Raw genomic sequence first — 17,123 nt, 5'->3', positions numbered from 1 at the left:
GTTCTCTCCATTCTTCGACTTGTCAGCGGACGTAACGCAGATTTGCCGTCATGCCGGCCTCGAAGTGGTAGGCGTTGTGGCAGTGGAACATCCACTCGCCGGGATTGTCGGCGTCGAACTCGATGGCAAGCTCGGTGCCGGGTAGGACGTTGACGGTGTCGCGGCGAAGTCCGCCGTAATCCGGTACCGCAAACGTGTGGCCGTGGGTGTGCATGGGGTGCCACATCGTGGACGCGTTCTTCATCGTGATCCGGACCCGTTCGCCCTGTTTCATGACGAGCTTGCCTGCATCGGCCCCCGCCATTCCCCAGACGTACCGATCGCCGGCCTGGATCAACTCGATGCGGTAGTCGCGATCAGGCGATTTCGTCTCGAGCCGTGCGGATTCCGTGGGCCGGAGTTCGCTTTCGGTGACCAGTCGGCCGGCCAGTTCCGAGAGGTTTCCGCCGACATCCGGGTTCGCCAGCGCCAACGCGTCGGTGCTGCGTAGGACGGTCGACGCATAACCATCTCGGCCCTCGACCTTCGCCACCACCGGCCATGTTCCCGACTTCACCGTCACCAGCACGTCGTAGCGCTGCGCCATTCCGACGATGATGGTGTCGGCGGGAGTTGGTTCCACGTCGTAGCCATCGGTAGCGACAATTGTCATCTCGTGACCGGCCACAGCAAACCGGTACGGAGTTTCGGCGGCTGCGTTGATGATTCGCAGTCGCAGGGTCGAACCGGGCGCTGCAGTCACGACAGCAGGATCGTTGGGTGGCCGCCCGTTGATCAAGTGCAGTGGATACGCGATGTGTTGAGTCATCCCGCCGAGTGGTTCGGAAGAACCGTGTCCGCCGCTCACCAACTGTTGCGCGACGGACATGTCGGCTTCCGAGTGTTCCGCCGGAGTTGTTGCCCCACCGCCGTGTCCGCCGTGCCCGCCCGAAATTGCCGGGTTCAGGGCCATCAGGACGGAATCCGGTGTGGTACCCAATCCGTCGAGCCAGTCGTCGAGCACCAGAACGGCATCGATGTCGGCCCCGGTGATGTCGTTCGGGTTCTCGACGATCAAGGCGCCGAACAGCCCCCGATCGGCTTGTAATCCGCTGTGCGAGTGGTACCAGTACGTTCCCGGATCCGGTGCGATGAAGTTGTACTCGAAACTCGAACCGGCGCCGATGGGAGCCTGCGTGGTGGGTGCCGCGCCATCCATGTCGTTGCGGATTCGAATTCCGTGCCAATGCAGTGTTGTTTCGGCGTCGAGGCCGTTCTGGACGCTGACGTTCACCCGGTCACCGGACTTCAGGCGAAGTTCCGGAGCCACCGCAGCGCCTCCGTACGTCCACGTGTCCACGAGGCGTCCGCCAAGATCTACCGTCGAGAATCCGGCGGCAAGGGCAAACGCAGCGGTGGTCCCGTTCCAGGCTCGCGCCGATTCTGCGGCGGCAACTTCCGGGTCGGTGGGCAGGATGTAGTCGAGATCGGTCGTCGGCGTCGGAGATGCTGCAGTGGAACTGCATCCGGCAATCGTCCCCATTGCGCCGAGCCCGAGTGCTCCGGCGCCGAGTGCTCCCAAACTCAGGAAGCGGCGCCGGCCCATCACCACACCGGATCCGGGACGACTCATCGGAGTACTTCTGGTGTGATCAACCCGCTGACATCCCCGACGTTGCCCGAGACATCGACGGAACTGACCTGCTCGCCGGTGCTCGCGTTGTAACCCACGATCTTCTGCGGAGCGGAGCCTTCGACCTCAGGTCCGGTACCGAGCACGTAGAACGTGGCGCCGTCGACGGAAAAGGTCATGCTCTTGATGTCTGTCAAGCCGAGGTCTGCAAGCGTCAAGCTCTTCACCGGGGCGAAGGTCGTTGCATCGGACAAGTCGATCTTGACCAGTGAGCCTCCCCTAGCAGAGTCCGGATGAATAGCCGTGTCCGTGTACGCGATTGCGAGCCGGGTTGCGTCGGCGTTGATGACGTTCTCCGAGAATCGACCGGAGTCCTGCCCGGCGTTTCCGATCGGCTTGACACCTTCCTGAGGCAGTCCGTTGGAGAAGTCGAAGACGTACACATCGCCGTTCTCACTGACCAGCAAGGCTTTTTGTGCTTCCGAGGCCCACGTGACCTTGCGGGTGGAGACAAAATCCTCGGGTAGGACCTTGCTTCGGGCGGTTTCCTTCGGAACACCGTCGTCACCGATCGTGACGTGCAGCAGTTCCCGGGTGTCCTCGCAGACGCTGTACAGCTCGTGATCGACCATCCACGTGAACGGACCGCAGCCGACTATCTGGAGTGCACCGGTCGCTTCCTTCTTCTCGAGGTCGACCACTCTGATGCCGTACAAACCGTCGTCCCACGTGACGAAGAACTTGCCGTCGGACGTCACGGCGTTCGAGCCGGGACGGGAATGTACGCGTGCGACGTCCGGAAGCATGACCTCGGCTGGTTCCAGCAGGTTTCCGGAGTAGGTGCTGACCGTGAAATCTGCCGCGCCGCGGGAACCTCGGGGCCGCCACACCTCGGCAGCGAGCACCGCAGGATCCTCGGCGGAATCCCCGACGAATCCGTGAATGACCGGATCCCAGATACCAGGGCCGACGGTGATCCGGCTCTCGGCCACACCGGTTTTCGGATCGATGACGTTGACGCTGAGCTCGAGTTGGCCGAATCCACCTTCGACGCCCAGCAAGCGGTCAGCTGCGATCGGGGTGATCGAACCGACGTGCAACGGCTCGGGAATGGTATCGCCGATTTCCTGGTCGTCGTGACCGAGGGAGATCCCCTCGCCCGGAGCAGTGAACGGAACTGTCGGATAGGTGACATCGCCTGCGCTCGAGGGTTCGTCGTTGTCGGACGAACTGCAACCGGCCAGCGCGAGTACGACGGTGAGTGGGATGACGGCAACGGCGGGTCGCGCCAGTTTTCGGGTTCGCGGACTGCTCATGATCCGGCACCGACCTTGGGGCGCTCGGCCGGTCGAGTCTGGCAGTCCTCACCGATGATGGGCGCCATCGTGCAGGTGTATGCCTGGGACTCGTCGGAGACACACCAGATGATTTCCTGGTCGTAGCTTCCGGAGACCGGGTTGTACATCACGGCCTGCATGTCCGGTTCGCCGCAGAATGCGTTGGAACACGAAGGCGCACCGCAGCAGTCGTAGTAGGCGATCAGATAGGTCTTGCCGGTATCAGGGTTGGTGCAGCATCCGACCCAGAACTCTGCGCCGGGCTTGCTGCCGGGGGCGCAGGTGGTGACACCGCCGCCGTTGCATGCGGCACAGGACGTTCCGTCCATGTTGCACCAGCGCCAGTACTCGCACTCGGCCGGATCTTTACCGTCGTAGACAGGGACAAGAGGTTCGGGGCCAGGTGCCGGCGCAGGAACCTCGGGTTCCTGGGCGAAGGCACTACGTGTCACAGGAAGTGTGCTGATCAGTGCCACTCCTGACACACCCATGGTCCACTTGCCGATCCGACTGATCATGGAACGCCGCGAAACTCGTTCGGAGAGTTTGCGTCCGGTTCGACTGGTGAGCGAACCGCCCTGGCCCGCCATCCATTCGGCCTGGGCCTGAACTGTCGCCTCGTCGACGGGATATCGATTCTCCGTCATGTTGTGCTGCGGGAATTCATTGTCGTCCAACGATTTTCTCCTGATTCGTGAAGAGGATCGAACTGTGCAGGAAGATCAGGCCACGCTGCCGGATTTCGCCTGGGCATGAAGGTGCTGGAGTGAGGGGGTGCCGGATTCGAGCGCATTGAGCAGGCTTTCCACCTGAGCCATGTGATTGCACAGGCCCTTTCCTCGGATCTTGCCGTGCTCGTCGAGAATCACGCCGTACGGAGTGGTGCCCACCTGGTATGCGATACCGACGTCTCGAGCGTCGATGTAACTGAGCTCGGAACCGATCCCGCTGCCGGCCAGGAACTCGCGATGCTCTTCGGGTGTTCCGTCGGAGATGATGATCACGTCGAGATCCGATTCGGCTCGGGCCATTGCCCTTACGCCGGGAAGAAGGCTCTTGCATGTCGAGCAACTCGGTGCTGTGAACAGCAGGAGTTGAGGTTTGTCGCGGTGACCACCGACTCCGACGGTCCGTCCTTCCTGATCGATGAGACCGGCAAACGACGGGCCGGCCTGTTCGACCTTGGGGCCGGTATCCATCATCCGGGCACCGAGAGGTCCGAGACGTACTTGTACGCGGCCGATTTCACGAGCCAGAGCAAGAACCATCAAGAACAGTACGGCTACGGCGATCACCAGGATCACTGTCGCGACAAGGAGGAAAGTGGTCATCGTGGTAGTCCTGCCTTCGAGTTTTCAGTGGTGGGGATGTGAGTCACGAGCCGTACCGGGACGCGGTTTCGGCGGTTCGTAGGCGGATGGAGGCGCTCGACAGATAGTCGTCGACTGGGCGTCGTCCGAGGTGGACCACCGAACGAATCTGTGCGAGAGCAACTCCAGCCAGGACGAGGAGGAATCCGAAGGTCGCCGCCACGACCTGGACGCCGATCTCAGCCTGTCCGGCGGTGACCGACAGTGCCACAGCGATCACCGCGAGTGTTCCGGCGCGAACGGCGTGGAACCATCCGATACGCGGAATCTCGCCGACTCCGAATGCAAAACATCCGCAGTCCAGATCGCGTCGCCCACGCAGGAGGTTGATCGTGAGGCCCGTGAAGAACGACGCGAACATGACGGCAGCAACCAAGGCGGCGAGGCGATGGGCCACGCCGAGAACCAGGAGGATGCCTACGACGGTTTCCGCGACGGGAAGGATGCGAGCGATCGGTACTTCGAGTCGCACCGGCAACACTTTGTATCCGCGCACCGAACGAAGGACCCCGTCGTGGTCGTTCAGCTTGGGAATGCCGGCGAGCAGGAGAACAAATCCGATGATCGCCGAAGTGGTGGCGCTGACCAAGTGCATGCTTCCTCCGTTCCTCTCGGGTAGTGCCGGTGGTGTGTGGGACACATCCTGTACGGGCGATGCTGCGAACCCGCGTCGACCGCGCTACGCCTGGACGAGGTGCAACTGAGAGAGCAGTTGTCGTGTGAGAATCGGAGAACTCGCAGGTCAAGGTGCTCCCGGAGGGGCCGGATACCGTCGGCCGCCCTTGATCCGGCATGACGCTGGGTGGGAAACAGAGTCGGATTCTCACTTGAAAGTTCTGTGCGCGCCATCGTGGAAACTGCGCGGAAACATAAGCGGACTAACTTGACCGAATTCTGACAATTCGCTCGTAGGTTCGGGCCTGGACGCGACGGACGGTGACACATGGCCGTGAGTGCGGCACTGCGTGCGGCGATCACGCGAGCGCAGAATGCGGATCAACACAGTGAGCCCGTGTTCTCCCCGCTCCGTGGTCTCGGACGAGGACGTCTGACCCCGATCGACCTGTTGGGGCAATCACTTTCCACGATCGCTCCGGCAACGGGAATGGTGTTCATCGCCCTGTGGATGATCACCTACAGTCCCGGCTACGTCGGGTTGGCTGCGATTGCTGCGACAACTTCGGCGGTGTTTATCGTTGCGTTCTGCATCACTCAGTTCACGCGGAGACTGGCAGCAGCAGGATCGTTGTACAGCTTCGTCTTCCAAGGCTCCGGTATCCGGGCGACACTGACGGCGGGTGCCGCACTGGTACTCGGGTATCTCGGAATCTCGGTTTCGGTTTTCTCGCAGGCAGTTCCGAGTCTGCTCGATACCATCGCCATTGTCGGCCCCGACGTGCGAGGGCCTGCCGCGACGGTGATCACGACGGTGGCGATTGCCCTGGCCGTCGCGTGGATTGCAGTGCGAGGCGTCCGGTTCGCCACCCGAGCGATCCTGGTCGTCGAAGCGTGCTCGTTGATTCTCATCGTCGTGGTCATGCTGGCGACGCACAGTGACACGACAACTGCTGTTGCCCTGCCGAATCCGTCGCTGAGTGCAGTTCCGTTTCTCGCGATGCTGACGGTGCTCAGCATGGCGGGCTTCGAAAGCTCGGCCTTCTTCGGCCCGGAAGCAAAACGACCACTCATCAGCGTCACACGCACGGTTCTCATTTCGCCGATCATCTGCGGGGTCCTCTTCGTTTTTGCGGCCTGGGCGGCGATGACCGGCCACGGCGCAACGATCGTCGGAGCGTACTTCGAAGGAACGGCATCCGGAGCCAGCGCGGAAGTGGTTCTGGCAGTCAAGATCGGAATGACGTGTTCCTGGTTCGCATCCACTCTCGGTTGTGCGCAGGCGGGTTCGCGGTTGTTGTACTCGATGGGGATCGAACGGGTACTGCCTGCGCCGCTCGCTCGCGTACACAGACGGTTCCGCACCCCGTACGTTGCGGTACTTGCGTTCGTCGCGGTAAGTGCGGCGGGCGTATTCATCTATTCGGATACGGTTCGCGACGATTCGGGATCCTTCGACGGCGTGGTGGAGACCGCGTTGGTCTGCGCTTACACGCTGGTGGCCTTTGCTTCGTGGAAGTTCTTGCGCCGAATCGGGGAACATACTTCGCTGACCCGGATATGCACCGTATCCGTGAGCGTCGCCGGTGCCGGTCTACTGGTCTACATCGTTCTCGACGGTGCGGTTCACGGGATGTGGGCACTGCCGATCGCTGCTCTTGCTGTTGCTGTGTCGGGGACAGTGTGGAGTTCATTGCTTCGAAGAGCCAGACCGGAAAGCCTTCTGATGGTCGGCGCTTTCGACAGCGTCGAGACGGCGGACCTGTTGCCCGGTGCGGGCACTCTGCTGATCGACGGTGACGGGCGAAGGCGACTCGTTCCGGATCGTGGGACCGCCGAGGGTGACTCGCCGGAGCATGGGCGGTGACCGCGGACCGTGCAACCGCTGGTCCACGATCAGGCAAACAGATCGGCGACGAGACCCACTTCAGTGGACAACAACCGCGTGCGGTCCAGAAGGCGCTGGGGATGCTCGAGGCGGTGGCTCATCTGGGACCGGGAACAACCGCGAAGGAGATCGCCACTTTTGCAGGCGTTCCATCGGCCACGGCGTACCGGATGCTGAATCTGCTGGTGGCGGAGGGCTTTCTCGTGCGGGTGCCGGACCTGTCAGGGTTCGCGTTGGGGCGTCGGACTGCCGAGCTCTCGCATGCGGCGTCGTCGAGTGGTCCGGCGCCGACGCTGCACGAGCGCGTCGAGGACATGCGGACACACACGAGGTTCGGATTGCACGTCGCCTCATTCGCTGGTGGGCGCTTGAGGTTCGTCGACAAGGATCCGGATCACGAGATCATCGGAATAGCGGCACTGGCCAAGAACCTTCACGCGAATGCGCTGGGGAAGGTTCTGTTGGCGCACGACGAGCGGCTGCTTTCGGGTTTGGAACTTCGCCGGGTCACGGAGTTCACCCTCGGTGATTTCGATGCGTTGTATGAGCAGTTGAGGTCTGTTCGCCTGCAGGGTTTTGCATTCGAGAACCAGGAATGTCGCCTGGGTCGATCCGCGGTCGCAGTACCGGTTCGAGATCACGCAGACCAGGTGGCCGGCGGGTTGTGTGTTCAGGGAGCGAGCGGGCGAGTGACGGACGAGGATCGAGAGTTGGTCGGTTTCCTACTCGATTGCGCGCGTCAGCTCACCGGATTGCTCTGACGTCACACGCGCAGGCTCAGGGGGAGCCCGGCGGTCATCAGGACCACGGACTCCGATTCACTGGCGATGCGGCTGTTCACCAGACCGAGTAGATCGCGGAACAGTCTCCCGGACTTCGTGTCCGGGACGACGCCGCTTCCCACTTCGTTCGTGACGGCGACAATCGGAACCGGACAGGCGGTCCAGGCGTCGGCCAACCGGTCGATATCTGCGTGGACGTCGCTGAGATCTTCTGTCGCCCACGCCTGATGTCGGTCCAGACGTGCGGTCAGCCACGTGCCGAGGCAGTCGATCAGGATCGGTGTTGTTGCGGCCACGAGAATTTCGGCGACCTCGGAGGTCTCTACCGTCGTCCACGTCGGCGGCCTCCGCGCGCGATGCGACGCAATTCGTTCGATCCAGTCGGGATCGTCGTCCAGCGGATCCCCGGTGGCGATGTACGTGACGTGCCGGTAGCCGGCAAGCAGGCCCTCCGCGTAAGTGGACTTGCCCGAGCGGGCGCCACCGGTGACCAGAGTTCGATGGCTCTGTCCTACCCCGATCTCGAGCACAGCTCCATCCGGAACCGCTCGCGCCCCTGACACACGAAGTGCTTCCGAGAGTTCGTTTTCGACGGGGTTGTGGTGCCCGAGGTGTACGGCGACCACATCGGTTCGATCGGTGATCGCGTCGCAGTTGCGGAGCCGCAACACCGTCTCCGCGAAACTCGACAGATCGTGGTGCCCGGTGCCGTGGTCGGTCTTGTAGCCGAAGGTCTCTTCGAGAAAGACGGCGTCGAAACGCGCGTCGGCAAGGGCGTCGACAATTGATTCGGGCAAAGGCCCGGTGTCGGTGGCCCAGAAGATTCGGGTTCCGGATGCGTCGGTGATGTCGTAGAGAAGGGTGGGTACTTCGTGCGCGGCCTCGAGTGCGCGAACACGATAGGTGCCCAACATGATCGACTGGTCGGTCTCGAGCGGTGTGAAGGTCACCGGATCGTCCGGGCCTACCCAGTCTCGGCAGAGATCGAGCGCGTCGGGTGGTCCGAGAACCTGTAGTGGTTCGGTGCGCGAGGCCCAGGACCGGAACAGCAATGCCATCGGGCCGAGGTGATCGGGATGCGAATGCGTCAGCAGGATGTGTTCGACGTGTGCCAGCGTGCGACCGAATCGCGACGCGGCACGCGGTACTTCCGGACCACAATCCAACAGGATTCTGTTGTCCACCAGGGCGGCAGTGTGCCCGCGGATGGTTTCACTCGACAGGGCGGCCAGGCAGGAAGGGCAGGTACAGAACGGGTTCGGCCAACCGTCGGCAGCACCGGTGCCGAGCATCACCAATTCCATCAGCGGGTGCCTTCCTGCCGAATCGGAACAACTATGGGACCGCTGGGCCGGTCCAGGATTTCGACCCGAGCGCCGTACACGCGGCCGAGGAGGTCTGCCTCCAGCACCGATGAGGGAGTGCCGTCGGCAACCACGCTGCCCTTGTCCAGCAACACGATTCGTCGACCGTACTGACCCGCGAGAGTGAGGTCGTGCATCGCGGCGATGACCGTGATGTTGTCGGCTTCACGCAGTTCCTCCACCAAGTCGAGAACCTGCTGTTGGTGACCGATGTCGAGCGCGCTGGTGGGTTCGTCCAGGAGCAGTACCTGCGGTTCTTGAGCCAATGCCCGAGCCAGGACCACGCGCTGCAATTCGCCACCGGAAAGTTCGGTGGCTCGTCGATCTGCGAACTCGGTGAGGTCGAGCCTCTCGATCACCGAAGAGATCACCGAACGATCTGTGGCGGTTTCGGTTCCGAAGCGTCGTAGATACGGTGTACGGCCGAGCGCAACCAGTTCGGCAACCGTCGCGCCCTCGGGTACCACCGGGCGCTGAGGCATCAGCGCGACGACGGCTGACATGGCCTTGCGGCTCGAACTGCGTGGGTTGAGTCCCCCGACGGTGAGTTCACCGATGGACGGAATCAATCCAGCGAGGGCATGCATCAAGGTCGTCTTGCCGGCGCCGTTCGGCCCGACCACGGCAACCCAATCGCCGGGTGTCACATCGAGATCGATGCCGTCGACGACGTCTTTGCCGCCGAGGTTGATTCGGAGGTCGCGGCATCGCACTGCGGTGTCGGTCATGCGGAAACTCGACTGCGGCGCAGAACCAGAAGGAAGAACGGAGCGCCGATCATCGCGGTTACAACCCCGATGGGGAGTTCGGCCGGTGCCATGACCGTGCGGGCGGCAACGTCGGTGAGGACGAGAAACGCCGCTCCGAGCATGAGTGACAGGGGGAGAAGCAGTCGATGAGACGGGCCGACGACCAGTCGAACCGCATGGGGAACAACGATTCCGACAAAGCCGATGAGTCCACTTGCACTCACGACCGCGGCCGTTCCCAGAGTTGCGGCGAGCACCAGCACCAGGCGTGATCTGGCCGGGTCGACGCCGAGGCTGGCGGCTTCGACGTCACCGACGGCCATCACGTCGAGTACGCGCCGGTGTACCAGGATGACGGCTGAGGCCAGCGCAACGTACGGCAGGACAACGAGAACTTCCGACCAACCGTCGGTGGACAGTCCGCCGAGTAGCCAGGAATAGACCTCGCGCAGTGAATCGTCGAACCGCTGCTGAACAAAAGTCTGCGCTGCATTCGTGAACGCTGCGACTGCGACACCGGCGAGGATGATGACTACCGCGTTCTGCGGCCCGCCAATGCTTCGGCCGAGCGAATAAGTTGCGAACACCGCCAGCACACCACCGACGAAGGCGGCCATGGGAATTCCGAACATGCCCAGCGCTCCACCCGAAACGATGGCGAGGGTTGCGCCCAGTCCGGCTCCGCTGGAAACTCCGAGGAGATACGGATCTGCCAAGGGATTTCGAAACACGCCCTGGTAGGCGGCGCCGGCTACGGCCAACATTGCTCCGACCAACGCGCCCAGGACTACTCGCGGAAGCCGGATCTGCCAGAGAATCGCCTGCTGTGTTGCGGTGAGGCCGGAATCTATATGGATGCCGGGTATTCCGTCCAGAAGTTCGAGAATGGTCCGATCAGGCGTCAAACCGGCCGGCCCCACCAGAACACCGATCAGCAAGGCAGCGCACAGAATGAGCGCGGCGCCGAGCAGAACGGCGGTCCGATGTTGGGAGATACCGGCTTTGATCATCGAGTGCTCAGGCCGCGGGAACTTGGGCAACGATGGCCGCGACGGCCTTCACCTGGTCGGCGACACGAGGTCCCCAGCGGCTGGAGAGGTCTTCGTCGAGCACATGGATCTGGTTGCCGGTAACCGCTTTCATGCCGCTCCACCCGGGTCGAGCGGCGACGGATTCTGCTGTCACTCCACAGCATTGGGAGTCTGCGAGAAAGATGAGATCGGGATTGGCCTGTACCACGAATTCGGCGGACAACTGCGGATAGTCACCCTGCCCCGCGGCGTCGGCGATGCTCTTCATTCCGAACAGCGAGTAGATCTGCCCGACGAAGCTCGAACTCGTGACGGTGTAGAGCGAGGAGTCGAGTTCGTGGAAGTACGTCAGCGGCTGTTGGCGCGCAGGAACACTGGCGACAGCGGCGTCGATGTCCGAGCGCATGGTGTCGACAACTTCGGTGCCCTTGTCCTCGTGGCCGGTGGCCTTCGCGACGCGCTCGATCTGGGCGTAGACGTCGTCGATGCTTGTGGCTGCGGGTAGTAGGAGGGTCGGCACCTTCGCCTTTTGCAGCCCGGAGACAAGATCGTTCATGTCATCCGATGCGATCACCAGATCCGGTGCGTAGCCGAGGATGGCTTCGACGTTCGGTTGAAAGCCCGAGAGATCGGTGACCGGGATACCGGCCGGGTAGTCGGACTGATTGTCGACGGCCTTCACCTGATCGCCCGCGCCGACGGCCCACAGGGTCTCGGTGGCGCTGGGACTGAGTGACACGATCGACTGCGGACGTGACTCGATGGTGATGTCCGTGCCGGAATCCGTGGGACCGGAAACAACAGTCACCGGGAACGAGCCGTCCGAGGCCGCTGTGGTTGCGGGTGCATCTGACGTCGAGCTACTGCACGCACCGGCAAGCAGTGCGGTGCTCACCGTCAGTGCTGCAAGTACAGATCTGAATCTACGTGTCGGCCGAGTACTCACAGCCACCCCTCCGCTAGTGGTGAAGGGTCGCGAGCAGCGCGGCCGCGAGGCGAAGCGCCACGAGCGGTCCTTCGTCCGAGAACCATCGTGTCGCCACGAGGCCGGTGACCTGACTCGTTCGCCTCGAGTAGTGACGGGCGAATTCACAGTTGCGTCGACAGTGCCGGGGTTTCACCGAACTTCACACGAGCAGCGTGGCACCCCGGTGAACCGGGGCATCTGCACTTTACAGGGGTCGTCTGGCTTGACCCGGGAGGTCAAGGCAGGGTAAATATCTATTCCACTAATGAACTAGTGAAAGGGTTCGGATGATCGACTTCCGTATCGACCGCCGATCCGGCATTCCCACTTACGTGCAATTGGTCCTTCAGGTGAAGCAGGCGCTCAGGCTCGGTGATCTCCAAGTCGGGGATCGGCTGCCCACAGCCAAGGACGTCGTGGGAGCGCTCGCGATCAACCCGAACACAGTCCTGAAGGCCTACAAGGAACTCGAGCGCGACGGACTTGTTGCTCCGCGGCCCGGATTGGGCACGTTCGTCGTCAAGTCCCTGGCCAAGCCCGGTATGGCGGAAAGCTCTGCGCTACGGCGCGAGTTGGCGCGTTGGGTGGCAGATGCCGTGGCCGCCGGACTCGAGCGCACGGACATCGAAGCATTGGTGAGTTTGGAGCTCGAGAAGACGTTCATCGAATCGGATCCGTCCGGAAAGCAGGGGGAGACATCATGACTGAGCAAGAATCTGCGCTCACGATGCAGGACGTGGACAAGCGCTTCGGCAAGAAGAAGGTGCTCGACGCCTGCACTTTCGAGGTCGCAACGGGAAGCATCACTGCCCTGGTCGGGGTGAACGGAGCGGGCAAGTCCACACTGATGTCCTTGGCGGTCGGGTTGACGATGCCTGACCACGGTTCGATCTCCGTCCTGGGCAGCACGCCGGATCAGGACGGCATCTGCCCAGGCCTGTCGTACCTCGCTCAGCACAAGCCTCTGTATCCCAAATTCACTGTTGCAGAACTTCTTCGATTCGGCGCATATACCAACGACGAGTGGGATGCGAAGTACGCTCTGGATCTGGTGGAGCGCGCTGGGATTGCTCTCGATGCAAAGGCGAAGACTCTGTCACCAGGTCAACGAACCAGGGTTGCACTGGCTTTGGCGCTGGGGCGCAGACCGCAGTTGCTTCTACTCGACGAGCCCTTGGCGGATCTTGATCCCGTGGCGCGGCGGTCCGTCGCGACCACTCTGCTCGAAGACGTTGCCGAGTACGGCACCACAGTTCTGTTGTCGTCACACATCGTTTCCGAATTGGCAGACGTCTCGGATCGACTTCTTCTGCTGGGCGGCGGAAACGCGAGATTGTCCGGTCCGTTGGATGAATTGATCGCTGCCCATTACGTATTGATCGGGGACGGCGATCCTTCGGACGTGGTCGGCGCCGGTGCGGTCATTCATACCGAGAAGGGGGTGCGGTCGAATTCTCACGTGGTGGAGGGCGTGCGTCCGAGCCCTCGGGACGGCTGGGTGATCGACGACGCAACTCTCGACGACGTGGTGCTCGGGCACCTGAGCGCAGAAACGATGGTGGCGGCATGATCTGGGTTACGTGGCGGCACCACCGGACATCGCTCGTTGTGTCGCTTGGATTCATCGCAGCTTTGGCTATGGCAGCGATAGTCGGCGGGATCGGAACTCGAAGTAGCTTGGGTACAGAGGGCCGAGGAACGTATTTCGGGTGTGTCGGGGTCGGATGGGACTGCTGGGCGGATACCGCCGTTACCGGCGTGAACACGATCGCCGCCGCCTTACCGGTACTACTCGGGGCGCTGGTGGGCGCGACGGTATTCTCCCGCGACATCGATCAGCAAACACATGTTCTCGGTCTGACGCAGTCGGTGAGTCGAGCACGATGGTTCTGGATGCGAGTCGTTGTTGTCTTTCTTCCGCTCACTGCCGCAGCCGCGATCCTCGGTTTCATTCTCGAAGCCGCTCGGGTTGGATTCGAGAGTTGGAGTTATGTGGTCAACGTCGGACCCGTTCAGTCATACGGAATGAGTTCGATGCTCTTCCCTCTGTTCAATTCCAGCGGAATCGTCTTGGGTGCATACACTTTCATGGCGTTGGTCGCCGGAGCTGCGGTATCACTGCTGGTGCGATCACCCATCGCCGCGGTGGCCGTCACCTTGGTCGCCGTCGCAGGTTTGATGGTGGGATTTCAGAATCTGGCACGGCCGCACTATGCCGAGCCGACTGTGCTGACCCAAGGTATCGAGCACGACACCTTCTACGCAACTTACGTCATGGACTCCTCGATGGCGTGGGTGATACGGAGTGGATACACCGATGCCAACGGCAAGCCGGTCGAGATCGACTATCAGGCGTGCACTACCGATACAGCCGGCAATGAATACGATCAGCGATCCGACGAGAGTGACGTGGATTTCTATGTTCGCCAGAAAGCCTTCTTGGCCCAACTCGACGCCGAATATCGTGCGTGTGTGCTCGCGCAGGGAGTGGACCACTACGAAACCTGGTACCACTCGGTCGACCAGGTCAGACGATTCCAATTCACGGAAGCTGCACTCGTCCTGATCCTTTCAGGCCTGTTCCTCCTGCCGGCGCTCTGGGGTCTACGACGCCTCAAGCCGTGACTCAGCGGGCGACCGGCGCGACCGTCAGCTGGTTGATGTTCGCGCCGGTCATCGAGCAACCCTTTGTGGGATAGGCGAGGAAGACCGAGTCGTAGCTGTTGGGTGGGTAAACCCTCAGTCCCGCAACGTCGGTCAGGCCGCACTGATCTGCCGGGTAGTTCTCGACGTTCGTAGCTCGCACCAAAGACGTTGCGGCAGAGCCAGGGGCAAGGGAGACGAGTGAACCGGATCCGGAGCGGCCGGCGGCAGCACCCACTTCGCTTCCGGACGCTCCCGTGACATAGGAGACGCCGGGGAAACCGTCGAGCGTGCACGTGCGGCTGCCCGTGTTGGTGAAGACCACCGGAAGCTCCACAGAACCGGCGGCGCCACTCGACTCGCCGAGGGTGACGTTCAGTTCCCCGATCGCGCAGCCTTCGGGATTGGGTGCCGTCGAGGTTGTGGTTTGGGTGTGGTCGGTATGGGTCGTCGAAGGTGCGGCAGTACCGGTCTGGGTCGTCGGCGCAGAGGCGGTCGTGGTTGAGGCGGGTGCCGGTGAACTCTCGGCCGTTCCCGTTTCATCCGAGTCGCAACCGCTGAGAAGGGCGAGAGCAGCAAGTGGAGCCGCCAACAAGCCGACGTTGCGCATGCGGTTGGGATTCATCGCTCTGAACTCCTCAAGCTGGTCGACAACTGGCTCCGGAACATCCGTGTCCGGTATATCCGAATCCGAGGCCGGATGTGCAGAAACGAATCAGGCTCGCCGGTGATCAGGACCTACTTCCCGGATGGATTGCCGCTGCGGATCTAGCATGAGAAATGACCTGTCCGGATCGCGACCACCGGGAGTAGCGCATGTTCACCTTCACCAGCGACGACGGAGTGGTCATTCATGTCCACGAATGGCCCACCGAGCAGGAACCTCGAGGGGTTGTTCAACTCGCGCACGGTATGGGTGAGCACGCAAAACGCTACGCATACGTTGCCGAAGCCCTGAATGCTCGCGGTTTCCACGTCTTCGCGGCGGACCACCGCGGCCACGGTGAGAGCATGCACGCCGGCCCAGGCAACATCGGCGACGACGGCTGGAACCGCTTGGTGGCAGACATGGTGACCCTCACGGGCATCATCCGCGACAAACACCCCGGCCTGCCCGTCGTACTGCTCAGCCACAGCCTCGGTTCGTTCGCTTCGCAGCAGTACATCCTCGATCATTCGCACCTGATCGACGCCGTCGCACTGTCGGGGACCACCGCGGTCGATCAACTCATCGAGAGCCTCGTCAACGACGGCCCGGACGTCCTCGCCCAGTTCAACGCCGAATTCGAACCGGCCCGTACTCCGCACGACTGGCTCAGCCGTGACGAAGCGCAGGTGGATTTGTACATCAACGATCCGCTGTGCGGTTTCAGCCTGGACGACGCCGGCATGGGCGGACTTATCGCAGCGGGACCGAGGTTCGTCGACGTCGAGGGTGTGCGGCAAGACCTTCCGATCCTGGTCTTCGTCGGCACCTCGGATCCTCTCAACGCCGCGCTGAGCCGTACCGACGTCGCAGTCGAACGGTACAACTCGGCGGGGATCGAAGACGTCACCTATTACACCTATCCGGGCGCCAGGCACGAGATCTTCAACGAGACCAACCGCGACGACGTCATCAATGATCTGACGACGTGGATGGATCGCGTACTCGAAGCGTGACCGCCTCACCGGAAGGGGAACACGATGTCCACAGTTCCGGCCGCACGACCCGATCCAGACCCGCGAGATGTCAAGCGCTGGAGACGATACCTCGCCGACGAACAAGCCGAGGCCGCCGTCTACCGAGACCTCGCGGGTAGGCGCAGCGGCGAGGAGCGCGAAATCCTTCTCGCACTGGCCGACGCGGAGGGTCGACATGAGGCGCACTGGCGAGCGCTTCTCGGCGATCACGTCGGCAAACCACTGCGCGGCGATATCCGCACTCGGATACTGGGCTTTCTGGCCAGACGCTTCGGCTCCGTCTTCGTGCTCGCTCTTGCCCAGCGCGCGGAGACACGATCCCCCTATCCGAACGACGCCGACGCGACCGCATCGATGGGCGCGGACGAGAAGATCCACGAAGAAGTGGTGCGGGCCTTGGCCACTCGGGGTCGGAACAGACTCTCGGGGACGTTTCGTGCCGCCGTCTTCGGAGCCAACGACGGCCTGGTCAGCAATCTCGCTCTCGTGCTCGGCATCAGCGGTAGCGGCGTCTCCAATCAGATCGTTCTGATCACCGGCATGGCCGGGCTTCTGGCCGGCGCCCTGTCGATGGGCGCCGGCGAGTACGTTTCAGTCCGCTCGCAGCGAGAGTTGTTGGAAGCGTCCAATCCTGGTCCGGCTGCCAGCGAAGCTGTCGGACTGCTCGACGTCGACGCGAACGAATTGGCCCTGGTCTACCGGGCCCGCGGCATGTCCGCCGAGGAAGCGGATCAGCGCGCCGCCGAGGTCCTCGCGAACAGCACCTTCGGCGCCGCCGACGTTGTCGACGACCATGAAGCTGTCGGAACCGGGTTGGGCGCAGCGGCGGCAAGTTTCTGCTTCTTCGCCTCGGGCGCAATCATTCCGGTGCTGCCGTATCTGTTCGGCCTGGAAGGCATGACGGCTCTGATCGTCGCATCTGTTCTCGTGGGGATCGCGTTGCTGACGACGGGCGTTGTGGTCGGGTTGCTCTCGGGCGGGCCGCCATTCAAGCGGGCGCTACGCCAACTTGCGATCGGCTACGGCGCTGCCGGCGCGACGTATCTGCTCGGCATGTTGTTCGGGACTTCGCTCTGAGCGTC

At 62.5% G+C, this 17,123-nt stretch carries 17 protein-coding genes; 7 read left to right on the top strand and 10 right to left on the bottom strand.

All coding sequences use genetic code 11. The features are described 5' to 3' along the window. Positions 1-22 precede the first annotated feature (22 nt). From AC1Q61_RS02220 to AC1Q61_RS02200, 5 genes are all read right to left on the bottom strand, one after another. Entirely contained in the window at positions 23-1,612 is a 1,590-nt protein-coding gene (locus AC1Q61_RS02220; protein ID WP_047271941.1) for a multicopper oxidase family protein, read from the bottom strand. Further along, positions 1,609-2,928, bottom strand: coding sequence for a hypothetical protein (locus AC1Q61_RS02215; protein WP_042925925.1), 1,320 nt, complete (start codon positions 2,926-2,928; stop codon positions 1,609-1,611). Before AC1Q61_RS02215 ends, AC1Q61_RS02220 begins: the two co-directional genes overlap by 4 nt. Next, positions 2,925-3,596, bottom strand: coding sequence for a methylamine dehydrogenase light chain (locus tag AC1Q61_RS02210; protein WP_029256402.1), 672 nt, complete (start codon positions 3,594-3,596; stop codon positions 2,925-2,927). The genes AC1Q61_RS02215 and AC1Q61_RS02210 overlap by 4 nt, the downstream gene beginning before the upstream one ends. Positions 3,597-3,671: 75 nt before the next feature. Continuing rightward, positions 3,672-4,280, bottom strand: a complete 609-nt coding sequence (locus AC1Q61_RS02205; RefSeq protein ID WP_492650772.1) for a redoxin domain-containing protein — start codon at positions 4,278-4,280, stop codon at positions 3,672-3,674. 43 nt (positions 4,281-4,323) lie between these two features. Beyond that, the gene (locus AC1Q61_RS02200) at positions 4,324-4,914 is read right to left on the bottom strand and encodes a MauE/DoxX family redox-associated membrane protein (RefSeq protein ID WP_042925923.1); all 591 of its coding nucleotides are present in this window, start codon (positions 4,912-4,914) and stop codon (positions 4,324-4,326) included. 348 nt (positions 4,915-5,262) lie between these two features. Between AC1Q61_RS02200 and AC1Q61_RS02195 the strand changes: the two genes are divergently transcribed. Together AC1Q61_RS02195 and AC1Q61_RS02190 are read left to right on the top strand one after the other, a co-directional pair. Continuing rightward, positions 5,263-6,801, top strand: a complete 1,539-nt coding sequence (locus AC1Q61_RS02195; protein WP_042925920.1) for an APC family permease — start codon at positions 5,263-5,265, stop codon at positions 6,799-6,801. After that, positions 6,798-7,583, top strand: coding sequence for an IclR family transcriptional regulator (locus tag AC1Q61_RS02190; protein ID WP_020909339.1), 786 nt, complete (start codon positions 6,798-6,800; stop codon positions 7,581-7,583). Before AC1Q61_RS02195 ends, AC1Q61_RS02190 begins: the two co-directional genes overlap by 4 nt. 2 nt (positions 7,584-7,585) lie before the next feature. Here the strand turns inward: AC1Q61_RS02190 and cobU are convergent, their stop codons facing one another. Genes cobU through AC1Q61_RS02170 form a run of 4 tightly spaced genes read right to left on the bottom strand, consistent with a single transcriptional unit; the run spans position 7,586 to position 11,694 of the window. Then, on the bottom strand, positions 7,586-8,908 hold the full coding sequence (gene cobU / locus AC1Q61_RS02185) for a bifunctional adenosylcobinamide kinase/adenosylcobinamide-phosphate guanylyltransferase (RefSeq protein WP_215516126.1): 1,323 nt from the start codon (positions 8,906-8,908) through the stop codon (positions 7,586-7,588). Next, positions 8,908-9,696 (bottom strand): ABC transporter ATP-binding protein, encoded by a 789-nt coding sequence (locus AC1Q61_RS02180; RefSeq protein WP_042924885.1) that lies wholly within the window; start codon positions 9,694-9,696, stop codon positions 8,908-8,910. Before AC1Q61_RS02180 ends, cobU begins: the two co-directional genes overlap by 1 nt. Beyond that, on the bottom strand, positions 9,693-10,727 hold the full coding sequence (locus AC1Q61_RS02175; RefSeq protein WP_042447095.1) for a FecCD family ABC transporter permease: 1,035 nt from the start codon (positions 10,725-10,727) through the stop codon (positions 9,693-9,695). Before AC1Q61_RS02175 ends, AC1Q61_RS02180 begins: the two co-directional genes overlap by 4 nt. Before the next feature lie 7 nt (positions 10,728-10,734). Beyond that, a complete protein-coding gene (locus AC1Q61_RS02170) occupies positions 10,735-11,694 on the bottom strand; it encodes an ABC transporter substrate-binding protein (protein ID WP_020970983.1) in 960 nt (319 codons plus the stop codon). 308 nt (positions 11,695-12,002) lie between these two features. Between AC1Q61_RS02170 and AC1Q61_RS02165 the strand changes: the two genes are divergently transcribed. The 3 genes from AC1Q61_RS02165 to AC1Q61_RS02155 are packed head-to-tail and all read left to right on the top strand — an operon-like array spanning position 12,003 to position 14,340. Then, complete coding sequence (locus AC1Q61_RS02165) at positions 12,003-12,419, top strand: GntR family transcriptional regulator (RefSeq protein ID WP_007729675.1); 417 nt, start codon at positions 12,003-12,005, stop codon at positions 12,417-12,419. Beyond that, a complete protein-coding gene (locus AC1Q61_RS02160) occupies positions 12,416-13,285 on the top strand; it encodes an ABC transporter ATP-binding protein (protein WP_215516125.1) in 870 nt (289 codons plus the stop codon). Before AC1Q61_RS02165 ends, AC1Q61_RS02160 begins: the two co-directional genes overlap by 4 nt. Further along, the gene (locus AC1Q61_RS02155; RefSeq protein WP_042924892.1) at positions 13,282-14,340 is read left to right on the top strand and encodes an ABC-2 membrane transporter-related protein; all 1,059 of its coding nucleotides are present in this window, start codon (positions 13,282-13,284) and stop codon (positions 14,338-14,340) included. Before AC1Q61_RS02160 ends, AC1Q61_RS02155 begins: the two co-directional genes overlap by 4 nt. A gap of 1 nt (position 14,341) precedes the next feature. Here the strand turns inward: AC1Q61_RS02155 and AC1Q61_RS02150 are convergent, their stop codons facing one another. After that, positions 14,342-14,983, bottom strand: a complete 642-nt coding sequence (locus AC1Q61_RS02150; RefSeq protein WP_042924895.1) for a DUF4232 domain-containing protein — start codon at positions 14,981-14,983, stop codon at positions 14,342-14,344. 191 nt (positions 14,984-15,174) lie between these two features. Between AC1Q61_RS02150 and AC1Q61_RS02145 the strand changes: the two genes are divergently transcribed. Next, entirely contained in the window at positions 15,175-16,020 is an 846-nt protein-coding gene (locus AC1Q61_RS02145) for an alpha/beta hydrolase (protein WP_042924898.1), read from the top strand. A gap of 24 nt (positions 16,021-16,044) precedes the next feature. Next, positions 16,045-17,118 (top strand): VIT1/CCC1 transporter family protein, encoded by a 1,074-nt coding sequence (locus AC1Q61_RS02140; RefSeq protein ID WP_042924901.1) that lies wholly within the window; start codon positions 16,045-16,047, stop codon positions 17,116-17,118. The last annotated feature ends 5 nt before the right edge of the window (positions 17,119-17,123 follow it).

It is taken from the genome of Rhodococcus sp. MPR-R1B (genome assembly GCF_058793255.1).
Note: the sequence above shows the minus strand (reverse complement) of the source record. Positions and strands in the feature narration are given on the sequence as shown.